Genomic DNA, 21,631 nt, shown 5'->3' with positions numbered 1-21,631 from the left:
AGGGCAGATGAACGAAATTTATTCTTTCAGTAGTGAAGAGTATACAAATGATCCCGACATGATTGAAACCATGGGCATCCGCGGAAAGAGAATCATGGATCTGGCGAGGCTGGGCGTTCCGACATTGCCCGGATTCATTCTCAGCAACGAGTTTCTGGCGACAGAAGAGGACTCCCCGAAAGAACATGCCGCTAATATTAAGCAGGCTGTTAATAAAATGGGAAAACTTCTGGACAAAAAATTCGGAGATCCGCAGAATCCGCTTCTGATTAAAATGGTGGTCAGTCCTATGCTGAATATGGTTTATACTGTATTCAGCCTGCACAATATCGGGCTTTGCGATACGACAATTGACGGGTTTGCTGCCTATGTCGGCGAAAGTTTTGCCTATCACGAATACAGAAATGTTATATCGAGAATAATCGAACTGGATCTAAAGAGCACCACGGAAGAGGATAGAAAGAAGACTCTCGAGACTCTTCTGGGTAAAGTGCAGAAGGCGAAAGCCGTTACGAAAATCAAACAGATAATCGAAGAGGCTAAAGAGTATTATCCCCTCGATATTTTTACCGATGCCTGGAAACAGATTGAATTTGCGGAAAACCTTTACAAACGGTTTTTTGAGGGAAATGAAGCACTAAACGATTCAGCATTGCTGGTACAGGCTATGACTTTCGGTAACTACGGTAAGGAAAGTTACTTCGGAAGCTATTACACCAGAAATATCGTTACCGGTGAGAACGAGCTTTCCGGGGAGTTCTTTGAAAACTCCTTCGATTCGAAAGGCAAGAAAGGAAAGAAGATCACTCTGATCAAAGCACCCTATCTGGATGGTTTGAAACAGATCGCTTCGGAACTGGAGAGAGCTTTCAAGGAAATCCGGAAAATAACTTTTACGATTGAAGATGGAAGTCTCTGGGTTATCGACCAGTTCGAGGCTTCTGATAAATCGACACAGGCCGAGATGAAGACTCTCCTCGATCTGCACAGCGAGGGTGTTATTGAAGATAATTATCTGATTCACGCGCTGAAGCCGGGGCGTTTTGCCGAAATCCTTCATCCTGTACTGGATAAGGAAGCCGCTAAAGATGTTCCTTATGTTCAGGGCGGAATAGCCGGGGCTATGGGAGCGGCTGTGGGAAAAGTATACTTTTCCACTGATGAGCTCCTGAAAGAGTATAAAATGGCCCAGCAGAGGAATCAGCCTCTCGACTTTATACTGGTTATGCCTTCTACTTATGCCGAAGACGTTAAAGCCATCGAAGTGGCAAGGGGCGTTCTGACAAAAGAGGGCGGATACGCCTCTCATGCGCCTGTTGTTGCCAGAAGTCTGGGAAAAGTGGCCATGGTTTTTCCTGAAATGGAATTCAGGAAAGATCACATAGTGATCAACGGACAGAAGTTTAAAGAAGGCGATGAAATCTCTCTCGATGTGCCTTCATACGATACGCCGAAGATTTACTTCAGCAAACTGGCTCTTATTGAGCCGAGTATCAATGATTGCGGTATTCTCGAGTTTCTGGAAATAATACAAAAACATATTGGTGACTTTGATATTCATGCCAACGCCGATCAGCCCAAAGATGCCGAACTGGCCAAGCTTTTCAAAGCTGATGGTATCGGTCTGTGCCGTACGGAACATATGTTTTTCAATGAAAAGCGAATTCCCATATTCCGGACTTTGATAATAGCCGATTCCGTTGAGGAACGTCTGAAAGCTCTCGATCTGCTCAGACCAATGCAGGTCGATGACTTCTATAACCTCTTTAAAATCATGGAAGGCCATCCCGTAACCATCAGGCTGCTCGATGCTCCGCTCCATGAGTTCCTGCCTCACACGAGACAAAGTATGCTTGATTTTATCGATTTTGCCAAAAAGCAGAATCCGAAATTGACTGAAGAGGAGATCCGACAGCGGTGCGATATGCTCGGCGAGGAAAACCCCATGCTCGGTCATCGCGGCGTCCGTGTCGCCATCACTTATCCGGAAATCTACAATATGCAGGTTTCGGCTATTTTTGAAGCGGCTTACAGGCTTCAGAAAGAAGGAGTTGATGTCGTTCCGGAAATTATGATTCCCATCATTATGGATGCCAATGAAGTCCGGGCTGTCCGCTTCGGCAAAAAAATCGAAGGCACGGAAATTATCGGTATCAATGAAATTGAGAAACAGGTTCGCGATACTCTCGGAGCCCGCGCCATCGAATATCGCGTCGGTGTTATGATTGAGTTGCCGGCTGCGGTTCTCAATGCGGACAAGATTGCCAAATATGCCGATTTTTTCAGTTTCGGAACCAATGACTTAACCCAGACGACCAACGGGCTTTCCAGAGATGACTTTAACTCTTTCTTTACAAATTACAACGAGTTTGACCTGCTGGAGAAAAATCCCTTTAAGGTTCTGGGTAAACAGGTTAAGGAAATGGTTTCCATCGCTGCGGAAAGAGGGCGCCTGACGAGACCGGATATTACAATGGGTATTTGCGGTGAGCACGGCGCAGAGCCTGCCAACCTGCCATTTATCCGATCTTGCGGACTAAATTATGCGTCCTGTTCTCCCTATGGCATTCCCATAGCGAAACTGGCTCTCGCGCAGATGAATGTTGATCCCGCGCCGGGTCAGCGCAGCGCATTTAACGGTTGATGTACAGCCTCCCTGACGGGAGGCTGCTTTTTTTGCCTGAATGATAATTCGGTGATTCAATTTCAGTAAAAAGCGATGCGTCCGTCGTCCTGAAGATCTGTGAGGTCCAGGAACGTATAGAGAAGCTCTTTCTTTATTTCCGCTTCTCTCAGGCAGAGAGCCTCTGAATAGTCAATGATGATTGTGTTCAGCTCCGCTTCGGCCAGTTTGATATTTTCGCTCAGTCTCCCTCTTCTGAATGGTTCCACGAAATCGATAAACATGATTTCTTTTATAATTCTGTCAATCAGGTCCGAACCGTGGGTGAAATGGCGGAAAGCTTTCCGTTCATAGGCCGTACTGTCGGCCGGGCGAATGGAGAATATATGGATGTTTTTGTAGAAATAACGGAAAAAATTTACTGTGATTTCGAGCTCTTCCTCTTCTCCGGCAGTCATGGGCGATCCGGCCAGAGGCTTTAGCAGTTGAAATCCTTTTTTTACTTTTCTGATAACTGAGCTGTACCGGCTCCTCCGCGTTCCCTCGCGCCTCAGAGCGATCTTGTCCAGACCGTACTGGTAGTAGGTTTCCATGGCTGAATACATGTACTGAAGCGCTGTTTCCAGCGTTCTGCTGAATTGCGGGTCGCGTTTGCGCCGATAGTTGTGTTGCGGTTGCTGCGGCTCCGGTCTCGATTTTATGGCAGAGGAAATGATCCTTTCCGCTACAGGAATGGACAGATAGGTAAAAGCGGCATCATAAGCCTCGTTGAGCTGATGCATCTGCCGGGTGGACCATTCCTCTCTGTCCCTGTTCAGGTCCGGATGGTATTTTTTGACCAGTTTTCTGAAAACCGTTGAGAGATCCTGCAGTGTTGACGTTTCCGAGAGTCCCAGGACCCTGAGCGATTCTTTCTGTTCCATAGTCGGATATGATCAATTTTATAACTTTCCTCAAGGGTGAACAAGTGAAAACCAATGAGAAAATTGACAGGTTGATCTTAGTATATTAAAATTCAACTTAATTCCAATGGAGGAAAAAAATGGAACCGAAATTCAGAATTAAAGATTTGTTCAGTGCATACAGCGATCAGGAACTGCCCATGGAAGGCGGTTATATCATCACCTCATTTTTTGATCAGAACTCAAGTTACACCAGATACGAAGTCATCGCATACAATAATGTTAAAGATATCTATGCTACCGAGGAGGGTATAGTCTTTAAAGCTGACGGTAAGAAAATTTATATTCTTGTGGAACCTGTGAGCTACACCCATAAGCAGATCGAACCCTGCTACCGCGACGACGCTCATAAAATACCCTATCGCTTTAAAGAGCTCGATGAACACAGGACCAAACGACAGGACAGGATCTACATTGCTAAGGAACCGGTCGAGACCTATACGGCTTTTACCGTCCTCAATGAAACGGGAATGAACAACTCTTATGTCTGTTATCCTGTGGAGGATATTGCCGATCTTATGGAGAAATTTTTCCAGAAGGCTCTTAACCAGAATTCCAATGTACCGCGTGCCGATGCCAAAACGGTCAGCGTGACAATTAAAGCTCTCTTTAAAAAATTACAGCTGCCTGTTTATTAAAAAGTGAATCCCGCGCCGCTTCCGGGGCTCGACAGCATGCTGATCGTCCCCTGAAGCTCGTGAATCATCTCTCTCTGTTTTCTTATCAGTTCCAGAAGCTTTTCCACGTCATAATCCTCGCTGGAAAATCCCTGGCTTTTCAGAATCTCAAAATCATTTTCCGCTTCAATTTCGGTGATATCGAAAGTGCTGTCGAAAGCCGTGTGATCATAGGGCATTTCGGGGAAATTTTCCGAAAGGGCGATTTTCTGGGCAATCCGGAAAATCTGGGACGCCGTTATGGATTCGCTGTTTTCCACCAGGTGGGGGACTCTTTCCTTCAATGACGTCTTGACATCTTTGTCGTAGAAGATCATGCCCAGGCATTCCAGTTGCACATTGAGGTTCTTCTCTATAAGGCTGCGCAGGGCATGGATCATATGAATATCATCCGGCTCCTCCGCCATATTGATTATAATTCCCGGTGTCAGAATGGAGAGGTAGTTTCTCGCTTTTTCCGCTGCGGCTCCGTCGAATTCGGCAATGCCTGATATGAGGGAATCAACGCTCTGGGGATCTCCGGGAATATTGTGTTTCACAACCTGCTTCAGGTACTTCATAACCTCTTTGTCCGTAGAAAAGAGACGCTGAAGAAAACGGAACACCATATTTCTTGTAAAATTATAGGTATTCATGATGGATGTCGTTTCAGGGGTTATCACCATGAAACCCGAATTGGAAATGAGGAAAAAGTCGATGACGTTGTGATTGCTCCCGGCACCGAGATCAATGACGATATAGTCGGCATCGAGCTGAAGTATGGCTTTCATGATCTTTTTCTTCTGGGCGAATGTAATGTTGGCCATATCAAAACGCATGACATCGCCGGGAATATACTGAAGATTGTTATAGGGCGTATCGACAACCAGATCGCTCAGGAGAACCGATTTGCTGTTGAGGAATTCTCCGATTCCGGGGTTGGAGTTTTTCAGCCCCAGCCATGTATGGATATTCGATCCTCCCAGATCCAGGTCTATAAGAATGATCCTTTTTCCCATCGTCGCCAGAGAGAGTGAGATACTTGTACTGAGAAAGGATTTTCCCACTCCGCCTTTCCCTCCCGCGACGGGAATTATCTTGCGCTCCACATTTTCGTTGATAACCATGATTTCATAATATCCGCAAAGGCCGGTAAATTGCAAACATCCTTTTTCTTAAAGTAGACAATGATCAGAGCCTCGCTTATATTTAAGAGAGTATGCAGTTAAATGATTCCCAAAAAAGTATTCTAGCATTGCAGAAAGAAATTGAAGAGTATTATCTCCCCAAGCAGCTGATCGATGCCATTTCTGATATCGGTGCCATTCCACGCAAGTCCGAGGAGCGGATCATCGGCATCGGCTTCCTGGATATTTCCGATTATTCCTATCTGGCAAAATTCCTGAGCGCCCAGGAAAACCAGACCATTCTCAACGGTTTGTATTCGGCTTTCAACTGGGTGCTGAAAAAACACGGCGGGTATCTGAATAAAATTGAAGGCGACAGCCTTATGTTCCACTACGGCGGCCCTATCGATCCCAAAGCAAAAAATATGACGGAAGATGAGCAGCGGCACTATGTTGCCCGCGAGCTGTTCTATACGTCAGTTGAGATGCAGCGGGTCTGTACCCTGTTCAATCATGCCAATGACAATTTCCTTCTCAACTCCTTTGATCAGAGTACCAGAACGGATATTGAGATGGCTTACAAATTGATCAAAGCCATGAGGAACAGCAACGATTTATCGGCGACCTTCAATGCCCTTTTTCAGATCCGCATTCGCATCGGTTGTAATGTCGGCAGTGTTATGATCGGCAATTTCGGTCCTGAAGGGGCCAAACACTGGGATGTTATCGGTCATCCCGTCATCGAGGCCAAGCGCATGGAGTCTTCCGCTCCGGTCGGCGGACTGCGTATTACCAGACAAATGTACGAGATCCTCAAAGAGGAAGGGGTTACCCGGATTTATCTGGAGCGTTTCCGCCGGGAAGCGGGTGCTCTTTTCGGGGCCTATAAAAATATTACGGAAGATGAGCTTTTCAAGGAAAGCAAGGTTTATCTCAAAGATAAAAAGAATGTTTCCTTCAATACATACAGCGTCCAGGTCAATCCGGGGCTGCCTGAGGATATTCATAACCAGATGTCTCTTCTTCTACAGAAAGGCGAGGCGGGGGCGGACCGCATCCTCGAAATGTTCACCTATTACAGGGGAAACCGCTTTATCATCAACAAAGCGGAAGAGCTGTTTGATTCTCTTCATATCAATATCAGAAAGAACAATCTGCTCAGGCTTCTTATCCCGGAGAAATTCAAGGCGTTTCTCACGAATCTTGGGGGAGATGAAGAGATCGCGGCGGAAAAAATAAACAGAGACTATTCTCTCTTCCGGGTCTTCGAGGTGCTGGGGGCTTTACAGGACAAAATTAAGGAAAACGAGATAAACGAAGAAAAAATGTTCGTTTATAAAAATTATGATGAATATATCCAAAGGGAAAAAGAGTGGATTCTGGCTCACTTCAATAACAAAATCGGATCGGTCAAGCAGTCAACCTATTTTTACGATGTGATCTTCCCCCTCATCTTCAAGAACATCAAGTCCAGTATCCTCGAATATCAACAACGAATGGATGATATCGAGGACATCGAGGAATTGTGAATTAAACCGATCGCCCTACGATTTCAGCCCGTTTTTCAGCTAATGACATAAGCGACTGCAAATCGATAACTTTCCGTTCATTCAGTCCGTGGGAAATGCTTCCCACTTCGTCGTAGGCTTTTATCGCAACGAGAATCTTGTTGTTTTCGATCTGCTTGACTGTGGCTTCCACCGTAACCATCATGCCGATCAGCGTCGGTTCTTCGTGGTTGATCTGAAGCATGGAACCGATGCTGACAACGCCGTCCGGCAGATTCTGATCGATAACCTGAGTGGCGGCGTGAAGCATCATTGTGGACAGACTTCCTGTTGAGAAGAGATCCCTGAGGTTTCCATCACCGTAATTCGCCGGAGTATCTTTAGAAGTCAGTTTGTATTGGCGCAGGTACCGGTCTCCCACTTTTATGTTGTGAAATTGTGCCATAGTATCCTCCTTAGGTTGCTTTGAGATCGTTCCCCTGGTTGCATGGGCGAGCAGCAGACTTGGTCTGCGGCCAGCCTCGCAAGCTGCGGTACGACTCATTGGCGAGCAGAAACCGAAGTTTTCGGCCGGCCTCTTTAAATTTTAATCATATTTTCAGAAATTTATCTACTAAATAAAAATACTGAAGTTTGAAACATTGTCAAAATACTATATCCTTAACCTATGAACCGGATAAAAATCATAGTCATTTCAGCCTTTTATCTCTTAATGTCAACACTCCTTTTTTCACAGGAAGCGGTAATTATCAATAAAACCGGTTTTGATTTATACAATATTTATGTCAGTCCTACGGGAATGGAAGATTGGAGCGACGATCTTCAGCCGTTTGATGTCATTCTGAAAGACAGCTATAGGATTCTTGATCTCAAGTCCTACAACGGGGAATTCCTCTTTGATTTCCGCTTCGTCGATGTGGACGGGGATGAATATATTAAGAAAAATGTCGATCTCAACCTGCACCGCAAAGTCGTAGTGACTCTCGACGACCTGTCCTATATACTCGACGCGGAGCAGGTCGGAAGGCAGGATGAGTGGGTCGTTTCGGTCAGGAACAATACGGGCGGTACAGTTCAGGAACTTTATATTTCTCCTCACGCGTCAAACAGCTGGGGCGGGAATCTCCTGGAAAACGATTTCATGGAAAACAAATCGACCCGTCAGTTTTATATGAGCGGCCGTGAGGAGTTTATCGATTACGATATCCGCATGGACAGCCGCGACGGGAAATTCGTTCAGGAAGAAGTGACGCTCAGCAACAATGTCACTATAGTGATCACCTCTGCCGACCGGGAATAGGAGCGGAATTAAATTTCCGTTTATATTTCCCCGGTTCTGTAACAATCCGACCTGATCTGTATTTCACCATATGAGGATATATGAGTTTTTTACCAGTCAATAAACAAGATATGGAGAAAAGGGGATGGGATCAGTGCGATTTCATTCTCATCTCCGGAGATGCCTATGTGGATCATCCCTCCTGGGGCGGCGCCGTTATCTCCCGGGTTCTGGAAGCCGAGGGCTTTCGTGTCGGGATAATCGCCCAGCCGGATTGGAAAAATACAGATGCTTTCCGGTGTCTGGGAGAACCGCGCCTCGCCTTTCTGGTGACAGCCGGAAACATAGACTCCATGGTCAATCATTACTCTGTCGGCAAGAAACCGCGCCGCGATGATCTGTACTCCCCCGGCGGGAAGAGCGGATATAGACCCGACAGAGCTACAATCGTCTACACGGGACAGTGCAAAGCCGCCTATAAGGGGATTCCCGTTATCATCGGAGGTATTGAAGCATCTCTGCGCAGACTCTCACATTATGATTACTGGTCCGATAAAGTCCGCCGTTCCATACTATTGGATTCCAAGGCGGATATGCTCATATACGGTATGGGTGAGAAGCAGATCAGGACCATTGCCGGGCTTATGAATAAAGGCGTTCCGCTGAATAATATGACCAATATTAGAGGGACGGTTTTCCGAACATCATCACTTGAGAAGATCAAAGAGCATGAAGTTCTTCCATCCTATGAGGATATTAAGGATAATAAAAAGCTCTACGCCCGCAGTTTTGCGGTTCAGTATGGCAATACGGATCCCCATTACGGAAAAATCCTTGTGGAGAAAGCCGGAAACCAGTGGGCTGTTCAGAATCCACCGGAATTCCCTCTCTCATCAGATGAATTTGACCGGGTGTACGAACTGCCTTATGTCAAAGAAGCCCATCCCGTCTATGAAAAAGAAGGCGGTATTCCCGCGTTGAAAGAGATTAAGTTTTCTCTGATACACAACCGGGGATGCTTCGGCAGTTGCAGCTTCTGCGCCTTGACCTTTCATCAGGGGCGGATTGTAACGGACCGATCCAACGATTCGGTTGTGCGGGAGGCGGAAAATCTCAGGAATCTGAAAGGATTCAAGGGGAATATCCACGATGTGGGCGGCCCCACGGCCGACTTTACCGGCCCGTCGTGCAAACGGCAGGAGAAAAGCGGGTCCTGTCCCGACAGGCAATGCCTCTATCCGAAACCCTGCAGGAATCTCAATGCCGACCACAGTTCCTATGTGGATCTGCTGAGACGACTGAGGGATATCGACGGCATTAAAAAAGTTTTTATCCGTTCCGGTGTCCGGTTCGACTATATACTTGCCGACAAAGATGACACCTTTTTCCGGGAGATGTGCCGCCATCATATCAGCGGGCAGTTGAAGATTGCTCCCGAACACGTTTCATCCAGGGTCCTCAAACTGATGGGTAAGCCGGACCACAGGGTTTTTGAAGAGTTTACAGCAAAATATATAAAGATCAATAAAGAGCTGAATAAAGACCAGTATATCATTCCCTATTTCATATCCTCCCATCCGGGATCGGGTTTGAAAGAGGCCGTTGAGCTGGCCGAGTATCTGAGAGATATGAAGTTTACCCCCGATCAGGTTCAGGATTTTTATCCCACGCCGGGGACGCTTTCCACTGCTATGTACTTTACAGGCATTCATCCGCTGACCGGAGAAAAAGTGTATGTGGCGCGGGATTCCGAAGAAAAGGCGATGCAGAGAGCTCTGCTCCAGTTCAGGAAGAAGGAAAACTTGACTCTGGTGCGCAAAGCCCTTCGCAAAGCAGGACGGGGAGACCTCATCGGCCGGGGGCCGAAATGTCTGGTCAATTAGAATAAACTTGGTTATTTTTTTACTGATATTCAGCGTTATGAATGGGAGATAGAGACAATTGTTTGCATTTGGCGGTTTTATAGGCGGTTTCGTCGGTTTTTTTCTGGGTTCCTTTGTCGGAGGACCGATTTTCGGTATTATCGGAGCAATTATTGGAAGTTCTCTCGGCCGGGGGCTCCATGTCGTTGAAAACAGGGGTGCCTTTAACTCCCAGGCCGGTACGAGCGGTTCCGATAATATGTTTTTCGTTTCACTCTTTTCCATGCTGGGGAAGATGGCAAAGGCAGACGGTTCCGTTTCCGATTCGGAGATGAATACGGTCCGGCAGTTTATGTCCCGTGACCTCAATCTCGACAGTCAGCTCCAGAGCCAGGCCATGATGATTTTCAACAATGCCCTCAACTCTCCCGAAAGTTTCGAGCAGTATGCCCAGCAGTTTTATATCCGTTTCCGCGGGCGTCCTCAGTTTATCCAGCTGATGCTCGATGCTCTTCTCAGGGTCGCCTATGCTGATAAACAGATCCATCCGGCGGAACAGCATTTGCTCGATTCGGCCGTCCGGATTTTCCGCGTGCCCTCATATACCTATGAAAGTTTGAAAAACCGGTATGCATCGGGCGGTTCTTCATATAGCGGCGGCTCCTCCTACAGCGGGAGCGATTCGGGTTATAGGGGCAGCTCCTCCGGATCATCTTTCAGCAGCGCATCCAATCTCAATTACGCCGTGCTGGGTTGTTCGAGCAGCAGTACCGATGCGGAAATCAAAAAAGCCTACAGAAAGAAAGTAGCGGAATTTCATCCTGACAAAATCGCCGCTAAAGGTCTTCCCGCGGAGTTTACCAAATTCGCCAATGACAAATTCCGTGAAATCCAGGAAGCTTATGAAGCAATCAAAAAGGCCAGGAACCTTTAAATGGCCGCCGTAAATGTCAAGAAGGCCTTTCTCCGGGAAATCAAGGACTGGAAGAGCTACCTGACCGTACTGTCCGGATCAGTGGTTCTCTCTCTCGGCGTCAATCTCTTTCTCGTTCCCAACAGGATCGCCGCCGGCGGCGTGACCGGTCTGGCAACTGTCGTCTTTTATCTGACAGGACTGCCTGTCGGTACGGTTATGCTCCTTCTCAATATCCCCCTTTTTCTCATAGGGATCAGAGTTCTGGGAAGGAGTTTCGGTATCAAAACCTTGTTCGCCACGTTTTCCCTTTCTCTGGCTATCGATGCTCTGGCGCCCTTTCTCAGCTCTCTTACCGACGATCTGCTCCTGGCTTCCATTTTCGGCGGGCTTTTGGTCGGACTCGGACTCGGTATTGTTCTCAAGCAGGACGCCAGCACGGGAGGGACGGATCTGGGAGCGAAAATCCTCCACAAACTGGTTCCCTATATTTCCGTAGGGCAGCTGCTCCTTATGATCGATGCGCTCATTGTTCTCACGGCCGCTCTGGTTTTCAGGAATTACGAACTGGGGCTGTATGCGACGATTACGCTTTTTATCACCTCCAGAGTGATCGATACGGTTATTGTCGGAGTCAATTATACAAAAGCGGTCCATATCATTTCCGATAAAGCTCAGGAGATCGCACCCGTTCTGGTACATGAAATGAATCACGGCATGACCAGCTTGAGCGGAAAGGGTATGTACACGGGAAAAGAAAAGAATGTGCTCCTCTGCATTCTGAGAAGGCGAGATCTGCCCCATATGAAGAGCACGGTCGCTTCTCTCGATCCCCATGCTTTTATTTTCGTGACCGATGTGCGGGAAGTGCTCGGTGAAGGTTTTTCAAGGCATGTCTAAAGTAACCTGGAAAGCGGGCAATATGGTCTATCCTGTTCCGGCCGTGATGGTTTCCTGCGGGAATGACAGGGAAGGATATAATATCATAACGGTTGCCTGGACCGGTACGGTCTGCACGAATCCCGCCATGGTCTATATATCGGTCAGACCGGAGCGATATTCCTATGATATCATCCGGAAAAACGGAGATTTCGTTATCAATCTGACAAATAATGAACTGGCGAGGGCGACTGACTGGTGCGGCGTCCGGTCCGGTCGGGATTTTGATAAGTTCAAAGAGATGAATCTGACAGCTGTTCCGGCAACGAAAGTCAAAGCGCCGCTGATTGAGGAGAGCCCGGTCAACATCGAGTGCCGTCTGAAGGAAATAAAAGAACTGGGATCTCATCATATGTTTCTGGCAGAGGTGCTGGCTGTGAATGTCTCCGATGATTATCTGGATAAAAAAACCGGAACCTTTAATATGTCAGCCACTGGACTAATCTCCTACATCCATGGAAAATATTATGGTTCTTCGACTGTTCCTCTGGGGAAATTCGGCTATTCCGTGGAAAAATCTCCCGCAGCAACTGAGAAAACGGGTTCTCATGAGTCACCGGAGGCGGAACAGGAACAAAAGTCTGCAAACGAGGAGCCGGCTTCTTCCGGGAGAGAAAAGAGAAAGCCGCGCTGGAGCTCAGAGCGTAAAAAGAGTTCCGTGAAGAAGAGAAGCAGAAAAAAATAGTTAAAAATCGATCCCGGAGAAGACGAGACAATGGCAAAAGATAGTAAAAAACAGGACAAAGTTTTCGCAGAGCAGATAACCAATATCCGGCCTTTCGAATTTAATGAAAATGTCGCCCACGTATTTGATGATATGGCTGAGAGGAGCATTCCCTTTTACAAGGAAGTTCAAAAAATGGTAACCACTCTGGCTCTGACGTATTTTCAGGAAGGCAGCGTCATCTACGATCTGGGAAGTTCGACCGCTACGACTATCAGTCTGATAAGCCAGGGGATGAAGGATCACGACATCGAAGATTACTCCATGATCGGCATCGATTCATCGGCGGCCATGTGCCATGAAGCCGAGGTCAAGCTCGATTCGGTCAAAGCCGATAAGAGCAAGATAACCATAAAAGAAGGTGATCTGTTCGACCTTCCCATCGAGAACGCATCAGTCGTTATCATGAACTACACCCTTCAGTTTATCGACCCTCTGAAAAGAGAGAAGCTGATTCGCCGCATCTACAAAGGACTCCGCCATAACGGCATCCTTCTTGTCAGCGATAAAATGCTCCAGTCCAATACCGATTCCAGCCGGATCTTCATTGAAAACTATTACGATATGAAACGGTCCAATGGATACAGCGATCTGGAAATCAGTCAGAAAAGAGAAGCTCTGGAGAATGTTCTCATCCCCTACAGCGTCAAAGAAGAAGTCGCGCTTTTCCGCAATTGCGGATTTGAAGCGATAGATATGTTTTTCACCTGGTACAATTTTTCCTCCTTTATCTGCACCAAAAAAAATGATGAGATAGGCGATTACTGATGATTGAGTATTCAAAAATCTATCTGGGAGACAATTTCTACGAAAAATGGAAAGACCAGCTGCCTCGTTATGATGAGATTCAGAAAGCGCGGGAGGAAATCGCACCGAATCTGGACCGCCCCACAGTAGAGCCTTTCTACAGGACTCTGGTCCGGCTTCCGGAATTTCAGAGCCGTCTGCGCGATTACAGCGGCGATGCTGTAAAAATCGGAGCCCGTGATGAATTGACCGAAGAGCAGTTCAAGCTCGTATATCAGTGTCTGGAGGAATTCATTCCCTGGCGCAAAGGCCCCTTTGAAATCTTCGGAACCCATATTGATGCGGAATGGCGCAGTAATTTGAAGTGGGACAGGGTCAAGCCTATGCTTCCGGACCTGAAATACAAACGAATCTGCGATGTGGGGTGTAATAACTCCTATTACATGTACCGCATGCTGGAGCAGGATCCCGAATTTGTTCTGGGAATCGATCCCATGATAAAATATTACTTCAATTATCTCCTTCTCCAGCGGTTTTCCGCTGAACCTCATATGCATTTCGACCTTCTCGGCGTAGAGCATATGCATCTCTTCGAAGGATTTTTCGATGTAGTTTTCTTTATGGGCATTATCTATCACAGGAGAAATCCCATTCAGACTCTGGTCGACATCCACAAATCCATGAAAAAAGGCGGAACCCTGATTCTCGAAGTCAGCGGCATCGACGGCGATGAGCCCTACTGCCTATTCCCCGAAGACCGCTATATGAAAGCCCGGGGATACTGGTTTCTCCCCACCTGGAAGGCCATGGAGAATATGCTGAAGAAGACCAATTTTATCGAGATTGAGACATTCGACAAGTTCCCCCTGGATATTCATGAACAGAGGAAGACCGACTGGTCGCGCTGGGAATCTCTGGAGGATTTTCTCGATCCCGACGACCCGACCAAGACGGTGGAAGGGTATCCGGCCCCTCAGCGGATCTACATAAAAGCCATAAAAAAGTAACCGGGCGGGCCTGGCTTTGGCCCGGTTCCTGCGTTAATGCGCATAGAATAATAATTTATTCTATAGGTCTGTTAATTAAACCCCTATTATACTGGTTTTTGTGGGGGATAATGACATGATACTTGAGTTTTCACTGCTGATCATTCTTCTCGGGAGTCTCGTGGCTCTTTTCTATTCACTATTTAGAAGCCGCTGGATTTTCAGACAGCCGGTGCACGATGCAAAACTTCAGAAAATCGGTAAGGCTATTTCCAGCGGGGCTATGGCTTTTCTATCCCGGGAATATCGGGTACTCGTTCCTTTCGTTCTTATCGCCGCGGCTTTTCTGGCTGTCGGTAACAAAGGGGTTTTAAGATATCAGGCCCTGTCTTTTGTACTGGGGGCTTCCTTTTCCGCTCTGGCCGGTTTTATCGGAATGAAGGTGGCTACGGCTTCCAACTCCCGAACAACAGAAGCCGCCAGGACCGGTATAAATGAAGCTTTGAATATCGCTTTTTCCGGCGGCAGCGTCATGGGTATGACTGTCGTCGGGCTGGCTCTGACCGGTGTTTTCATTATTCTCGGTGTCTCCCTGGTTTTAACAGATATCACAGTCCTGTATTTAAGGGAATCTATCCTTCCCATTCTGTCCGGTTTCAGTCTGGGAGCGTCCTCCATGGCTCTCTTCGCCCGTGTGGGAGGAGGGATTTTCACCAAGGCGGCCGATGTCGGGGCGGATCTTGTGGGTAAAGTCGAAGCGGGAATCCCCGAGGATGACCACCGCAATCCTGCCACTATTGCCGATAATGTGGGAGACAATGTGGGCGATGTGGCCGGAATGGGGGCCGACCTTTTTGAATCCTATGTGGGATCACTGGTCGGGGCTATGATTCTCGGCGCGGCAGTCGAGGGAACCGCTTCTCTTCAGATGAAACTCGTCACTTTCCCTCTTCTCATTGCGGCGGCAGGAGTTCTGGCTTCGCTTATCGGTATTAAATTTGTCAAAGTCCGGAAGGGGCAGTCCCCTCAGGTAGCCTTGAATAAAGGCACTTTCGGAGCAGCGATTCTGGCGGCTCTTTTTGTTCTGATAATGAGCCTTCTCTATTTCAGAGGAGAGATTTTTCCGGTTTCCATGTCTCCGATCCGTATTTTTCTCTCAGCGCTTCTCGGTATGGCGGCCGGCGTTTCAATCGGTTTGATTACGGAATATTTCACGGGAGTCGACACGAGGCCGGTCAATGCCATTGTCAAAGCCTGTGAAACCGGTCCGGCGACGACGCTGATTACCGGTATGGGAATGGGGATGCTTTCGGCTCTGCCGCCTGTCCTCATTATCGTAACGGCGATACTGGCCGGTGACCAGCTGTCCGGGCTTTATGGCATTGCCATTGCCGCACTGGGTATGCTCATGACTCTGGGTGTCCAGCTGGCTGTCGATGCCTACGGTCCTATTGCCGATAATGCCGGCGGTTTGGCGGAGATGGCGGAATTCCCCCGGGCCGTTAGAGAGATAACCGACGAGCTGGATGCTGTCGGCAATACGACGGCGGCCATCGGGAAGGGGTTCGCCATCGGTTCAGCGGCTTTGACATCTCTTATCCTGTTTACGGCCTTCCGGGAACAGCTGGGGTTGAAAGTGATCGATCTGATGGATGTGAAGACATTGTCCGGTGTTTTAATAGGGGCAGTTATACCTTATCTTTTTTCCTCCATGGCGATGAATGCCATAGGCGATGCGGCTTTTGCCATGATCGAAGAAGTCAGGAGACAATTCCGGGAAAAACCGGGTATTCTGGATGAAACGGAAGAACCGGATTACGAGCGCTGTGTCGATATCAGCACTTCGGCGGCTTTGAAAAAAATGATTCTTCCCGGGCTGACGGCAGCTCTGACTCCTGTTCTTGTCGGATTTACCGGCGGCGTGTTCATGCTTTCCGGCCTTCTTATCGGCGTAACTGTTTCCGGTGTCGTTCTGGCGATTTTCATGTCCAACGCCGGCGGAGCCTGGGATAACGCCAAGAAGATGATTGAGTCGGGAGCCGCGGGAGGTAAAGGTTCGGCCGCTCATAAAGCATCTGTTGTAGGAGACACGGTAGGCGATCCTTTCAAGGATACGGCCGGTCCTTCTCTCAATATTCTCATCAAGCTGATGGCTGTGGTGTCGCTGGTTATAGCGCCCATGCTTAAATCATTCTGGAGGCTCTAATGGATTATCCTGTTCACCTTTATAAAGTTCTCTATCCCAATAATGCTCTTATCGCATCTCAATTGAAGCCGGAGCAGTTTGCCGATCATTATACAGTCGGATCGGATAAACACTATAACGGCAAAGTCATTTTTGCCGAGTTGGATCCTGCGTATCGCCATCCCTATTTTCCCATAAACGAGGCTTTGGCTCATGTCAAACCCCATCCCGACGGCAGGCCGAAGGCGACCAAGTTTATTTCCAATTACCGCGTGCTGGAGCACATAGAGCTCAGTGCAATAGATAAGCTTTTCATAGCGACAGCGCAGGGATATGTGCAGGCCCTCGAAGCTGAGGAAATGCCGCCTGCGTCGGAAGATGACGGACTGGCCATATACGCGGAAATTTCCCCGATGACCATGCTCATTCTATCGGATCTGAACAATCGCCAGTTCGGCCGGTTCATTACCGACCCGGGCAGTTTTCAGAGCGCTCCCGCCCAGTTCTACACCAAGTTGAACGTCGATATTCTGGGGTTTATCGAATATTTCAAGCAGTATCCCTTTACGAATTCTCCCATAAGCAGCATCCATCCTTCGGCTTTGCGCGATGCTGTTGAAGAGTTGAGCAAATATAAGGACAAGCACAATAAGGGGCTCTGTCTTAACAGTTCTCTTTCAACTGTTTCCTATAAACAGATTGACCGGGGGTTCACATTCGCCAGGGGAGAGGAAATGAAGTTTTTCGCCATGCCGCCCCTCGACGACATAGAACATAATAACTTCAAATTCTTCCGTAATATGTGAGGACCGGATGAACCGGTCCGAACATGAGCCGCGAGACTCGCAGCGGCGAACAAGATCATTTGAGCCGCCGACCCTTAAACGGATGAACCGGTCCGAACATGAGCCGCGAGACTCGCAGCGGCGAACAAGAGCATTTGAGTCTTCGACTTATTCGCATAAACGCAGGGTTTGAAAAAGAGAACGACTCTCTGAATCCCCTACAAAAGGGGGCAAGGGGCAGGAGATATATTGAAAGCCGGACCTGTCGGGATTAAAGTTTTTCGGTCACCTCTTTGACCAGCTGGGATTCTCCCTTGCGGCAGATCAGTATTTTTCCCTCTTCCACAACCACTATCAGATCACTCACTCCGCAGAATGCCACCTGTACGTCGTCGCCGTAGACAAAATTATTCCGGCCCTTGACCGTTAGGGTGTTTTTTTCGCTTTTGTCTATTTCGGAAATAACATCCCAGCTTCCCACATCGTTCCAGTCGAATTCAGCCTCAGCCATGGCGATTTTATGACTCTTTTCCATAAGCGCATAATCAATGGAAATTTTAAGGACTTTTTCGTAAACGGGAGTTATCGCATCGATATCTTTCAGGTAGGTTAAGTCTTTTTCCGCGGCGAACTGCCCGTCGCGGAAGTCAATACTATCGAAAGGCTCAACAACTTCCGGAGTGTGAACCCTCAGTTCATCATAAAACAGGCTGACCGGATAGACAAACATACCTGAGTTCCAGTAGAAATTGCCCGCCGCAACAAACTTCACCGCTGTTTTCAGATCCGGCTTTTCCTTGAATGAGACCACTTCCAGGCCGGGAAGGAAAGTTTTTCCCGCTTCAATGTAGCCGTATCCGGTTTCGGCGCTGACAGGAGGAATTCCAAAGGGAACAAGTCTGTCTTTTTCGGCCAGCTGCGAAGCTTTTTCTACAGACGCGATAAAACCGTCGGTATCGTTTATTATGTGGTCCGCTGCCAGAACGATGACCGAAGAGTTTTCCTCGCCTTTCCATTTCAGCCAGGCCGCCGCGAGCATCAGAGCCGGAGCCGTGTTTCTGGCAAATGGTTCCGGGAGGATGACAATTCGCTTTCTCATCTCCTCAGGCAATGCCGAGCACTCATCGAGGGCCGGTTTCAGATGATCTCTGTGTGTCACGATAATGACATACCCCCGGTGATCCAGGGCAAAACCTCGTTTTATGGCGGAAGTTATCAGAGAATCATTGCCGCCGATTTTCATAAACTGTTTGGGTCGGGTATTGGTAGAAGCCGGCCAGAGTCTGGTGCCCGCGCCGCCGGCCATAATTATAACATGATCAATCATACCGTTGAGTATAACAAAAATAGAAGGGATTAAAAGCAAAAAAGGTATTTCGTCGGCGCGACAGCATCGGAGTCCGGTTCTTATAAAAAAAAAGTTCCGGCGGGGACCGGAACTTCGTAGATCAGCGGGTGGATATTCGATTGGGAGGGGAAGTCTCCGACCCGCTACAGTATTACTATCGGCAATGGAAATCTCCGGTTTAGGAAAAAGTTGAACAAAGTTATTTTTAGGTATACCTTATAGGGGGAAATTTCCCGAACAGAGGTAAAAAACTATGACTATTCACGAACGAATTTCAGCTCTCCGGATGAAGATGGAGGAGAAGGGGCTTCAGGCCTATATCATCCCTTCGGAAGATCCCCACGGATCGGAATATGTAGCGCCCCACTGGCAGTGCCGCAAGTGGATTTCCGGCTTTACCGGGAGCGCCGCTACAGTGGTCGTCACCATGGATACCGCCGGATTGTGGACCGATTTCCGGTACTATATTCAGGCGGAGGAAGAGCTGAAAGATTCGGGAATAGAATTATTCAAATACGGTATGCCCGGAGTCCCCTCCTATGAACAGTGGCTCTCTGAAAACATGAAGAAAGGACAGATCGTCGGTCTGGACGGTAAGAATCTGTCGGTCGGCAGTGCGGAAAAACTGGAAACTCTCCTGGGCAAAACCGGGATACGCCTGGAAACTGAAGCGCCACTGATCGACGGGATCTGGACTGAAGACCGACCGTCTCTGCCAATGGGCAGTCTTTTCCTTCACGATGAGAAGTACAACGGCAGAAGCCGGGCTGATAAACTGAAAGCTCTCCGGGACGTCATGTCGCGTTACGGAGCGACCCATCATGTCCTCTCCGCTCTGGAAGATATCTGCTGGCTTTTCAATATCAGAGGCAAGGACCTCGACACCATTCCCGTCGCTGTTTCCTATGCCGTCATAACTATGGACGGCGCCGAACTTTTCATTCATGAAAAGAAAGCCGCGCCAGTTAAGGAGGCACTGAAAAAAGACCGCATTTCCATCCGCCCCTACGATGAAATCACAAAAGCTCTCGGGGCAATCGGAAAAGGATCTCTGGTTCTGGCCGACCGTTCCAAACTGAGCGTGAGTCTGGTCAATTCCCTGGGGGAAGGCGCGGAAGTGCGATATGAAACAAACCCGACCACATCGATGAAAGCTCTGAAAAATGAAGTGGAGATTGAGAATCTCCGGAAAGTCATGGAGCGTGACGGAGCGGCGATGGTCCGTTTCATAAAATGGATAAAAGAAAACTCTCTCACAGGTCAAACGGAACTGTCTCTTGCAGCCAAACTCCTATCCTTCAGGAAAATGGGCGATGAGTTCGCAGGAGAAAGCTTCACGCCGATTCCCGGCTACAGGGCTCATGGGGCTCTCTGCCATTACAGCGCCGATGAAGAAGGTCAGTTCTCGGTTGACGAGAAGGGCGGTCTGTTCCTTATCGATTCGGGCGGACAGTATCCCGGCGGAACGACTGATATCACCAGAACTTTGACTCTGGGAAATCCGACGGAGCAGGAAATCCGCGATTACACCCTTGTCCTGAAAGGGCATATTGCCTTATCTCTGGCCAAATTTCCCCGGGGGACCCGAGGTTATCAGCTCGATCTGCTGGCCAGAATGGATATGTGGCGCGAAGGGATCGACTACGGACATGGAACCGGGCACGGCGTTGGACATTACCTCAGTGTCCATGAAGGCCCTATGAATATCAGTCCCAAACCGATCGATGTGGCTCTGGAGCCCGGTATGGTTATCTCCAATGAACCGGGAATTTACCGCGAGGGGAGCCACGGGATCAGAATTGAAAACCTGGTTCTCGTGAAGAAGGACAGGGAAACCGAGTTCGGAAATTTCTATGAATTCGAAACTCTGACCCTCTGCCCCTATGATCCCGAACTGATCGATCTCTCCCTGCTGACCGATGAAGAGCGGAGCTGGATCAACAGTTACAACCAGGATGTCTACAACAGAATCGCCCCTTACCTCGATGACCAGGAAAAGAGCTGGCTGAAGGGGAGAACTATTGAGTTCACCCTTTAGATCATTCATTGACAGAATCCCCACAGCCCCTCTGGCTGTGGCGGCCTGTCTCCTCTGGGCGACAGCTTTCGCCGGCGTGAAGACAGGGCTGCAGTACACAGATCCTCTTTCTTTTGCCGGAATGAGATTCTTTCTCGCGGGATTAATACTTCTTCCCCTCTGCGGTTCGCCGGCCCGGATCCTTGTGGAGATAAAAAAGTTCTGGCCGATGATACTTACGGTTTCTTTTCTGCAGACGGTTCTCCTGTACTCCTTTTTCTTTATCTCCATGGATATGGTCGAAGCATCAACGGGAGCTATCGTCAATGGAATCTCTCCTCTTGTCGGAGCTCTTCTGGCCCACTACTTTCTGTCCGGAGAGGGCAACAGGCTGACCTTTCGGAGAATCCTCAGTTTTCTCATCGCCGTATCAGGCATTGTTTTTATCGGAGCGGGGAAGGGAGATCTGTCTACGATCGGGGGAAGGAGGGAGATTCTGGGAATCGTCCTGATGCTGTCGGGGAGTATCTCAAGCGCCTTTTCCAGCATCTACATCGCCAGGAAGAGAAGCCCTATCAATCCGGTTCTGCTCAATTCTCTGCAGATATCTACTGGCGGACTGATCCTCTTTTTCGCATCGCTGGTTTCGGGAACCTTCCGCAGCGATATCTTCCTTGATCCTGAACCGGAATTTTTCACGGCTCTTATCTATCTGGCTTTTCTGTCGGCGACAGCTTTTTCCATCTGGTTCTATCTTCTCAAAGACCGCGGCGTTCCCGTTCCCACATTAAGCATCTGGAAATTTATTATTCCCGTAGCAGGCGCAGTCTTCAGCTGGATCATCATTCCCGGAGAATCACCCGATCCGCTGTCTCTGACGGGCATGTTTGCCATAGGGTTATCGGTTATTCTTTTCTTCAGCGGAAGAAAGCGTATTTCCGCCTAGTTTCTCATTAATAGCGGGAATCCA

The 21,631-nt window shown here is 48.3% G+C and carries 18 protein-coding genes; 14 read left to right on the top strand and 4 right to left on the bottom strand.

Translation table 11 applies throughout. The annotated features are described in order from the left end of the window. Positions 1–7: 7 nt before the first annotated feature. Positions 8–2,644 (top strand): putative PEP-binding protein, encoded by a 2,637-nt coding sequence (locus tag HNR50_RS12165; RefSeq protein ID WP_184747046.1) that lies wholly within the window; start codon positions 8–10, stop codon positions 2,642–2,644. 62 nt (positions 2,645–2,706) lie between these two features. Here the strand turns inward: HNR50_RS12165 and HNR50_RS12160 are convergent, their stop codons facing one another. Continuing rightward, positions 2,707–3,546 carry a DnaJ domain-containing protein gene (locus HNR50_RS12160; RefSeq protein WP_184747045.1) on the bottom strand — a complete coding sequence of 280 codons (840 nt, stop codon included), beginning with the start codon at positions 3,544–3,546 and terminating at the stop codon, positions 2,707–2,709. A 119-nt stretch (positions 3,547–3,665) separates the two neighbouring features. On the opposite strand from HNR50_RS12160, the gene HNR50_RS12155 reads away from it, so the two are divergent. Next, positions 3,666–4,223 (top strand): transposase, encoded by a 558-nt coding sequence (locus HNR50_RS12155; RefSeq protein ID WP_184747044.1) that lies wholly within the window; start codon positions 3,666–3,668, stop codon positions 4,221–4,223. Here HNR50_RS12155 and HNR50_RS12150 read toward each other — a convergent pair. Then, a complete protein-coding gene (locus HNR50_RS12150; RefSeq protein WP_184747043.1) occupies positions 4,220–5,368 on the bottom strand; it encodes a nucleotide-binding protein in 1,149 nt (382 codons plus the stop codon). The two genes, HNR50_RS12155 and HNR50_RS12150, sit on opposite strands and share 4 nt — an antisense overlap. 128 nt (positions 5,369–5,496) lie before the next feature. Here HNR50_RS12150 and HNR50_RS12145 point away from each other — a divergent pair, with 128 nt between their 5' ends. Then, complete coding sequence (locus HNR50_RS12145) at positions 5,497–6,897, top strand: adenylate/guanylate cyclase domain-containing protein (protein WP_184747042.1); 1,401 nt, start codon at positions 5,497–5,499, stop codon at positions 6,895–6,897. Between the two features lies 1 nt (position 6,898). Here HNR50_RS12145 and HNR50_RS12140 read toward each other — a convergent pair whose 3' ends face one another. Then, positions 6,899–7,321, bottom strand: a complete 423-nt coding sequence (locus tag HNR50_RS12140) for a thioesterase family protein (protein ID WP_184747041.1) — start codon at positions 7,319–7,321, stop codon at positions 6,899–6,901. Positions 7,322–7,543: 222 nt separating this feature from the next. Between HNR50_RS12140 and HNR50_RS12135 the strand changes: the two genes are divergently transcribed. The 9 genes from HNR50_RS12135 to HNR50_RS12095 all read left to right on the top strand — a co-directional run bounded on the left by HNR50_RS12135 (position 7,544) and on the right by HNR50_RS12095 (position 17,317). Then, positions 7,544–8,176 (top strand): hypothetical protein, encoded by a 633-nt coding sequence (locus HNR50_RS12135; RefSeq protein WP_184747040.1) that lies wholly within the window; start codon positions 7,544–7,546, stop codon positions 8,174–8,176. A gap of 80 nt (positions 8,177–8,256) precedes the next feature. After that, positions 8,257–10,038 carry a YgiQ family radical SAM protein gene (locus HNR50_RS12130; RefSeq protein ID WP_184747039.1) on the top strand — a complete coding sequence of 594 codons (1,782 nt, stop codon included), beginning with the start codon at positions 8,257–8,259 and terminating at the stop codon, positions 10,036–10,038. 58 nt (positions 10,039–10,096) lie between these two features. Continuing rightward, on the top strand, positions 10,097–10,951 hold the full coding sequence (gene djlA, locus HNR50_RS12125; protein ID WP_184747038.1) for a co-chaperone DjlA: 855 nt from the start codon (positions 10,097–10,099) through the stop codon (positions 10,949–10,951). After that, entirely contained in the window at positions 10,952–11,830 is an 879-nt protein-coding gene (locus HNR50_RS12120; RefSeq protein ID WP_184747037.1) for a YitT family protein, read from the top strand. After that, complete coding sequence (locus HNR50_RS12115; RefSeq protein ID WP_184747036.1) at positions 11,823–12,554, top strand: flavin reductase family protein; 732 nt, start codon at positions 11,823–11,825, stop codon at positions 12,552–12,554. The genes HNR50_RS12120 and HNR50_RS12115 overlap by 8 nt, the downstream gene beginning before the upstream one ends. A 30-nt stretch (positions 12,555–12,584) precedes the next feature. Next, positions 12,585–13,361 (top strand): carboxy-S-adenosyl-L-methionine synthase CmoA, encoded by a 777-nt coding sequence (cmoA, locus tag HNR50_RS12110; protein WP_184747035.1) that lies wholly within the window; start codon positions 12,585–12,587, stop codon positions 13,359–13,361. Further along, on the top strand, positions 13,361–14,347 hold the full coding sequence (gene cmoB, locus HNR50_RS12105) for a tRNA 5-methoxyuridine(34)/uridine 5-oxyacetic acid(34) synthase CmoB (RefSeq protein WP_184747034.1): 987 nt from the start codon (positions 13,361–13,363) through the stop codon (positions 14,345–14,347). Before cmoA ends, cmoB begins: the two co-directional genes overlap by 1 nt. Before the next feature lie 115 nt (positions 14,348–14,462). Further along, positions 14,463–16,532 carry a sodium-translocating pyrophosphatase gene (locus tag HNR50_RS12100; protein ID WP_184747200.1) on the top strand — a complete coding sequence of 690 codons (2,070 nt, stop codon included), beginning with the start codon at positions 14,463–14,465 and terminating at the stop codon, positions 16,530–16,532. Continuing rightward, the gene (locus HNR50_RS12095; RefSeq protein WP_184747033.1) at positions 16,532–17,317 is read left to right on the top strand and encodes a hypothetical protein; all 786 of its coding nucleotides are present in this window, start codon (positions 16,532–16,534) and stop codon (positions 17,315–17,317) included. The genes HNR50_RS12100 and HNR50_RS12095 overlap by 1 nt, the downstream gene beginning before the upstream one ends. Positions 17,318–17,567: 250 nt before the next feature. Here HNR50_RS12095 and HNR50_RS12090 read toward each other — a convergent pair whose 3' ends face one another. Beyond that, the gene (locus HNR50_RS12090) at positions 17,568–18,623 is read right to left on the bottom strand and encodes a mannose-1-phosphate guanylyltransferase (protein ID WP_184747032.1); all 1,056 of its coding nucleotides are present in this window, start codon (positions 18,621–18,623) and stop codon (positions 17,568–17,570) included. 274 nt (positions 18,624–18,897) lie between these two features. Here HNR50_RS12090 and HNR50_RS12085 point away from each other — a divergent pair, with 274 nt between their 5' ends. After that, complete coding sequence (locus tag HNR50_RS12085; protein WP_184747031.1) at positions 18,898–20,682, top strand: aminopeptidase P family protein; 1,785 nt, start codon at positions 18,898–18,900, stop codon at positions 20,680–20,682. Next, positions 20,666–21,607 carry a DMT family transporter gene (locus tag HNR50_RS12080; protein WP_184747030.1) on the top strand — a complete coding sequence of 314 codons (942 nt, stop codon included), beginning with the start codon at positions 20,666–20,668 and terminating at the stop codon, positions 21,605–21,607. The genes HNR50_RS12085 and HNR50_RS12080 overlap by 17 nt, the downstream gene beginning before the upstream one ends. Positions 21,608–21,631: the final 24 nt, after the last annotated feature.

The organism is Spirochaeta isovalerica (assembly GCF_014207565.1).
Classification (GTDB): domain Bacteria; phylum Spirochaetota; class Spirochaetia; order DSM-2461; family DSM-2461; genus Spirochaeta_F; species Spirochaeta_F isovalerica.
The sequence above is the reverse complement of the archived record's forward strand: the minus strand, read 5'-3'. Positions and strand labels throughout refer to the sequence as shown.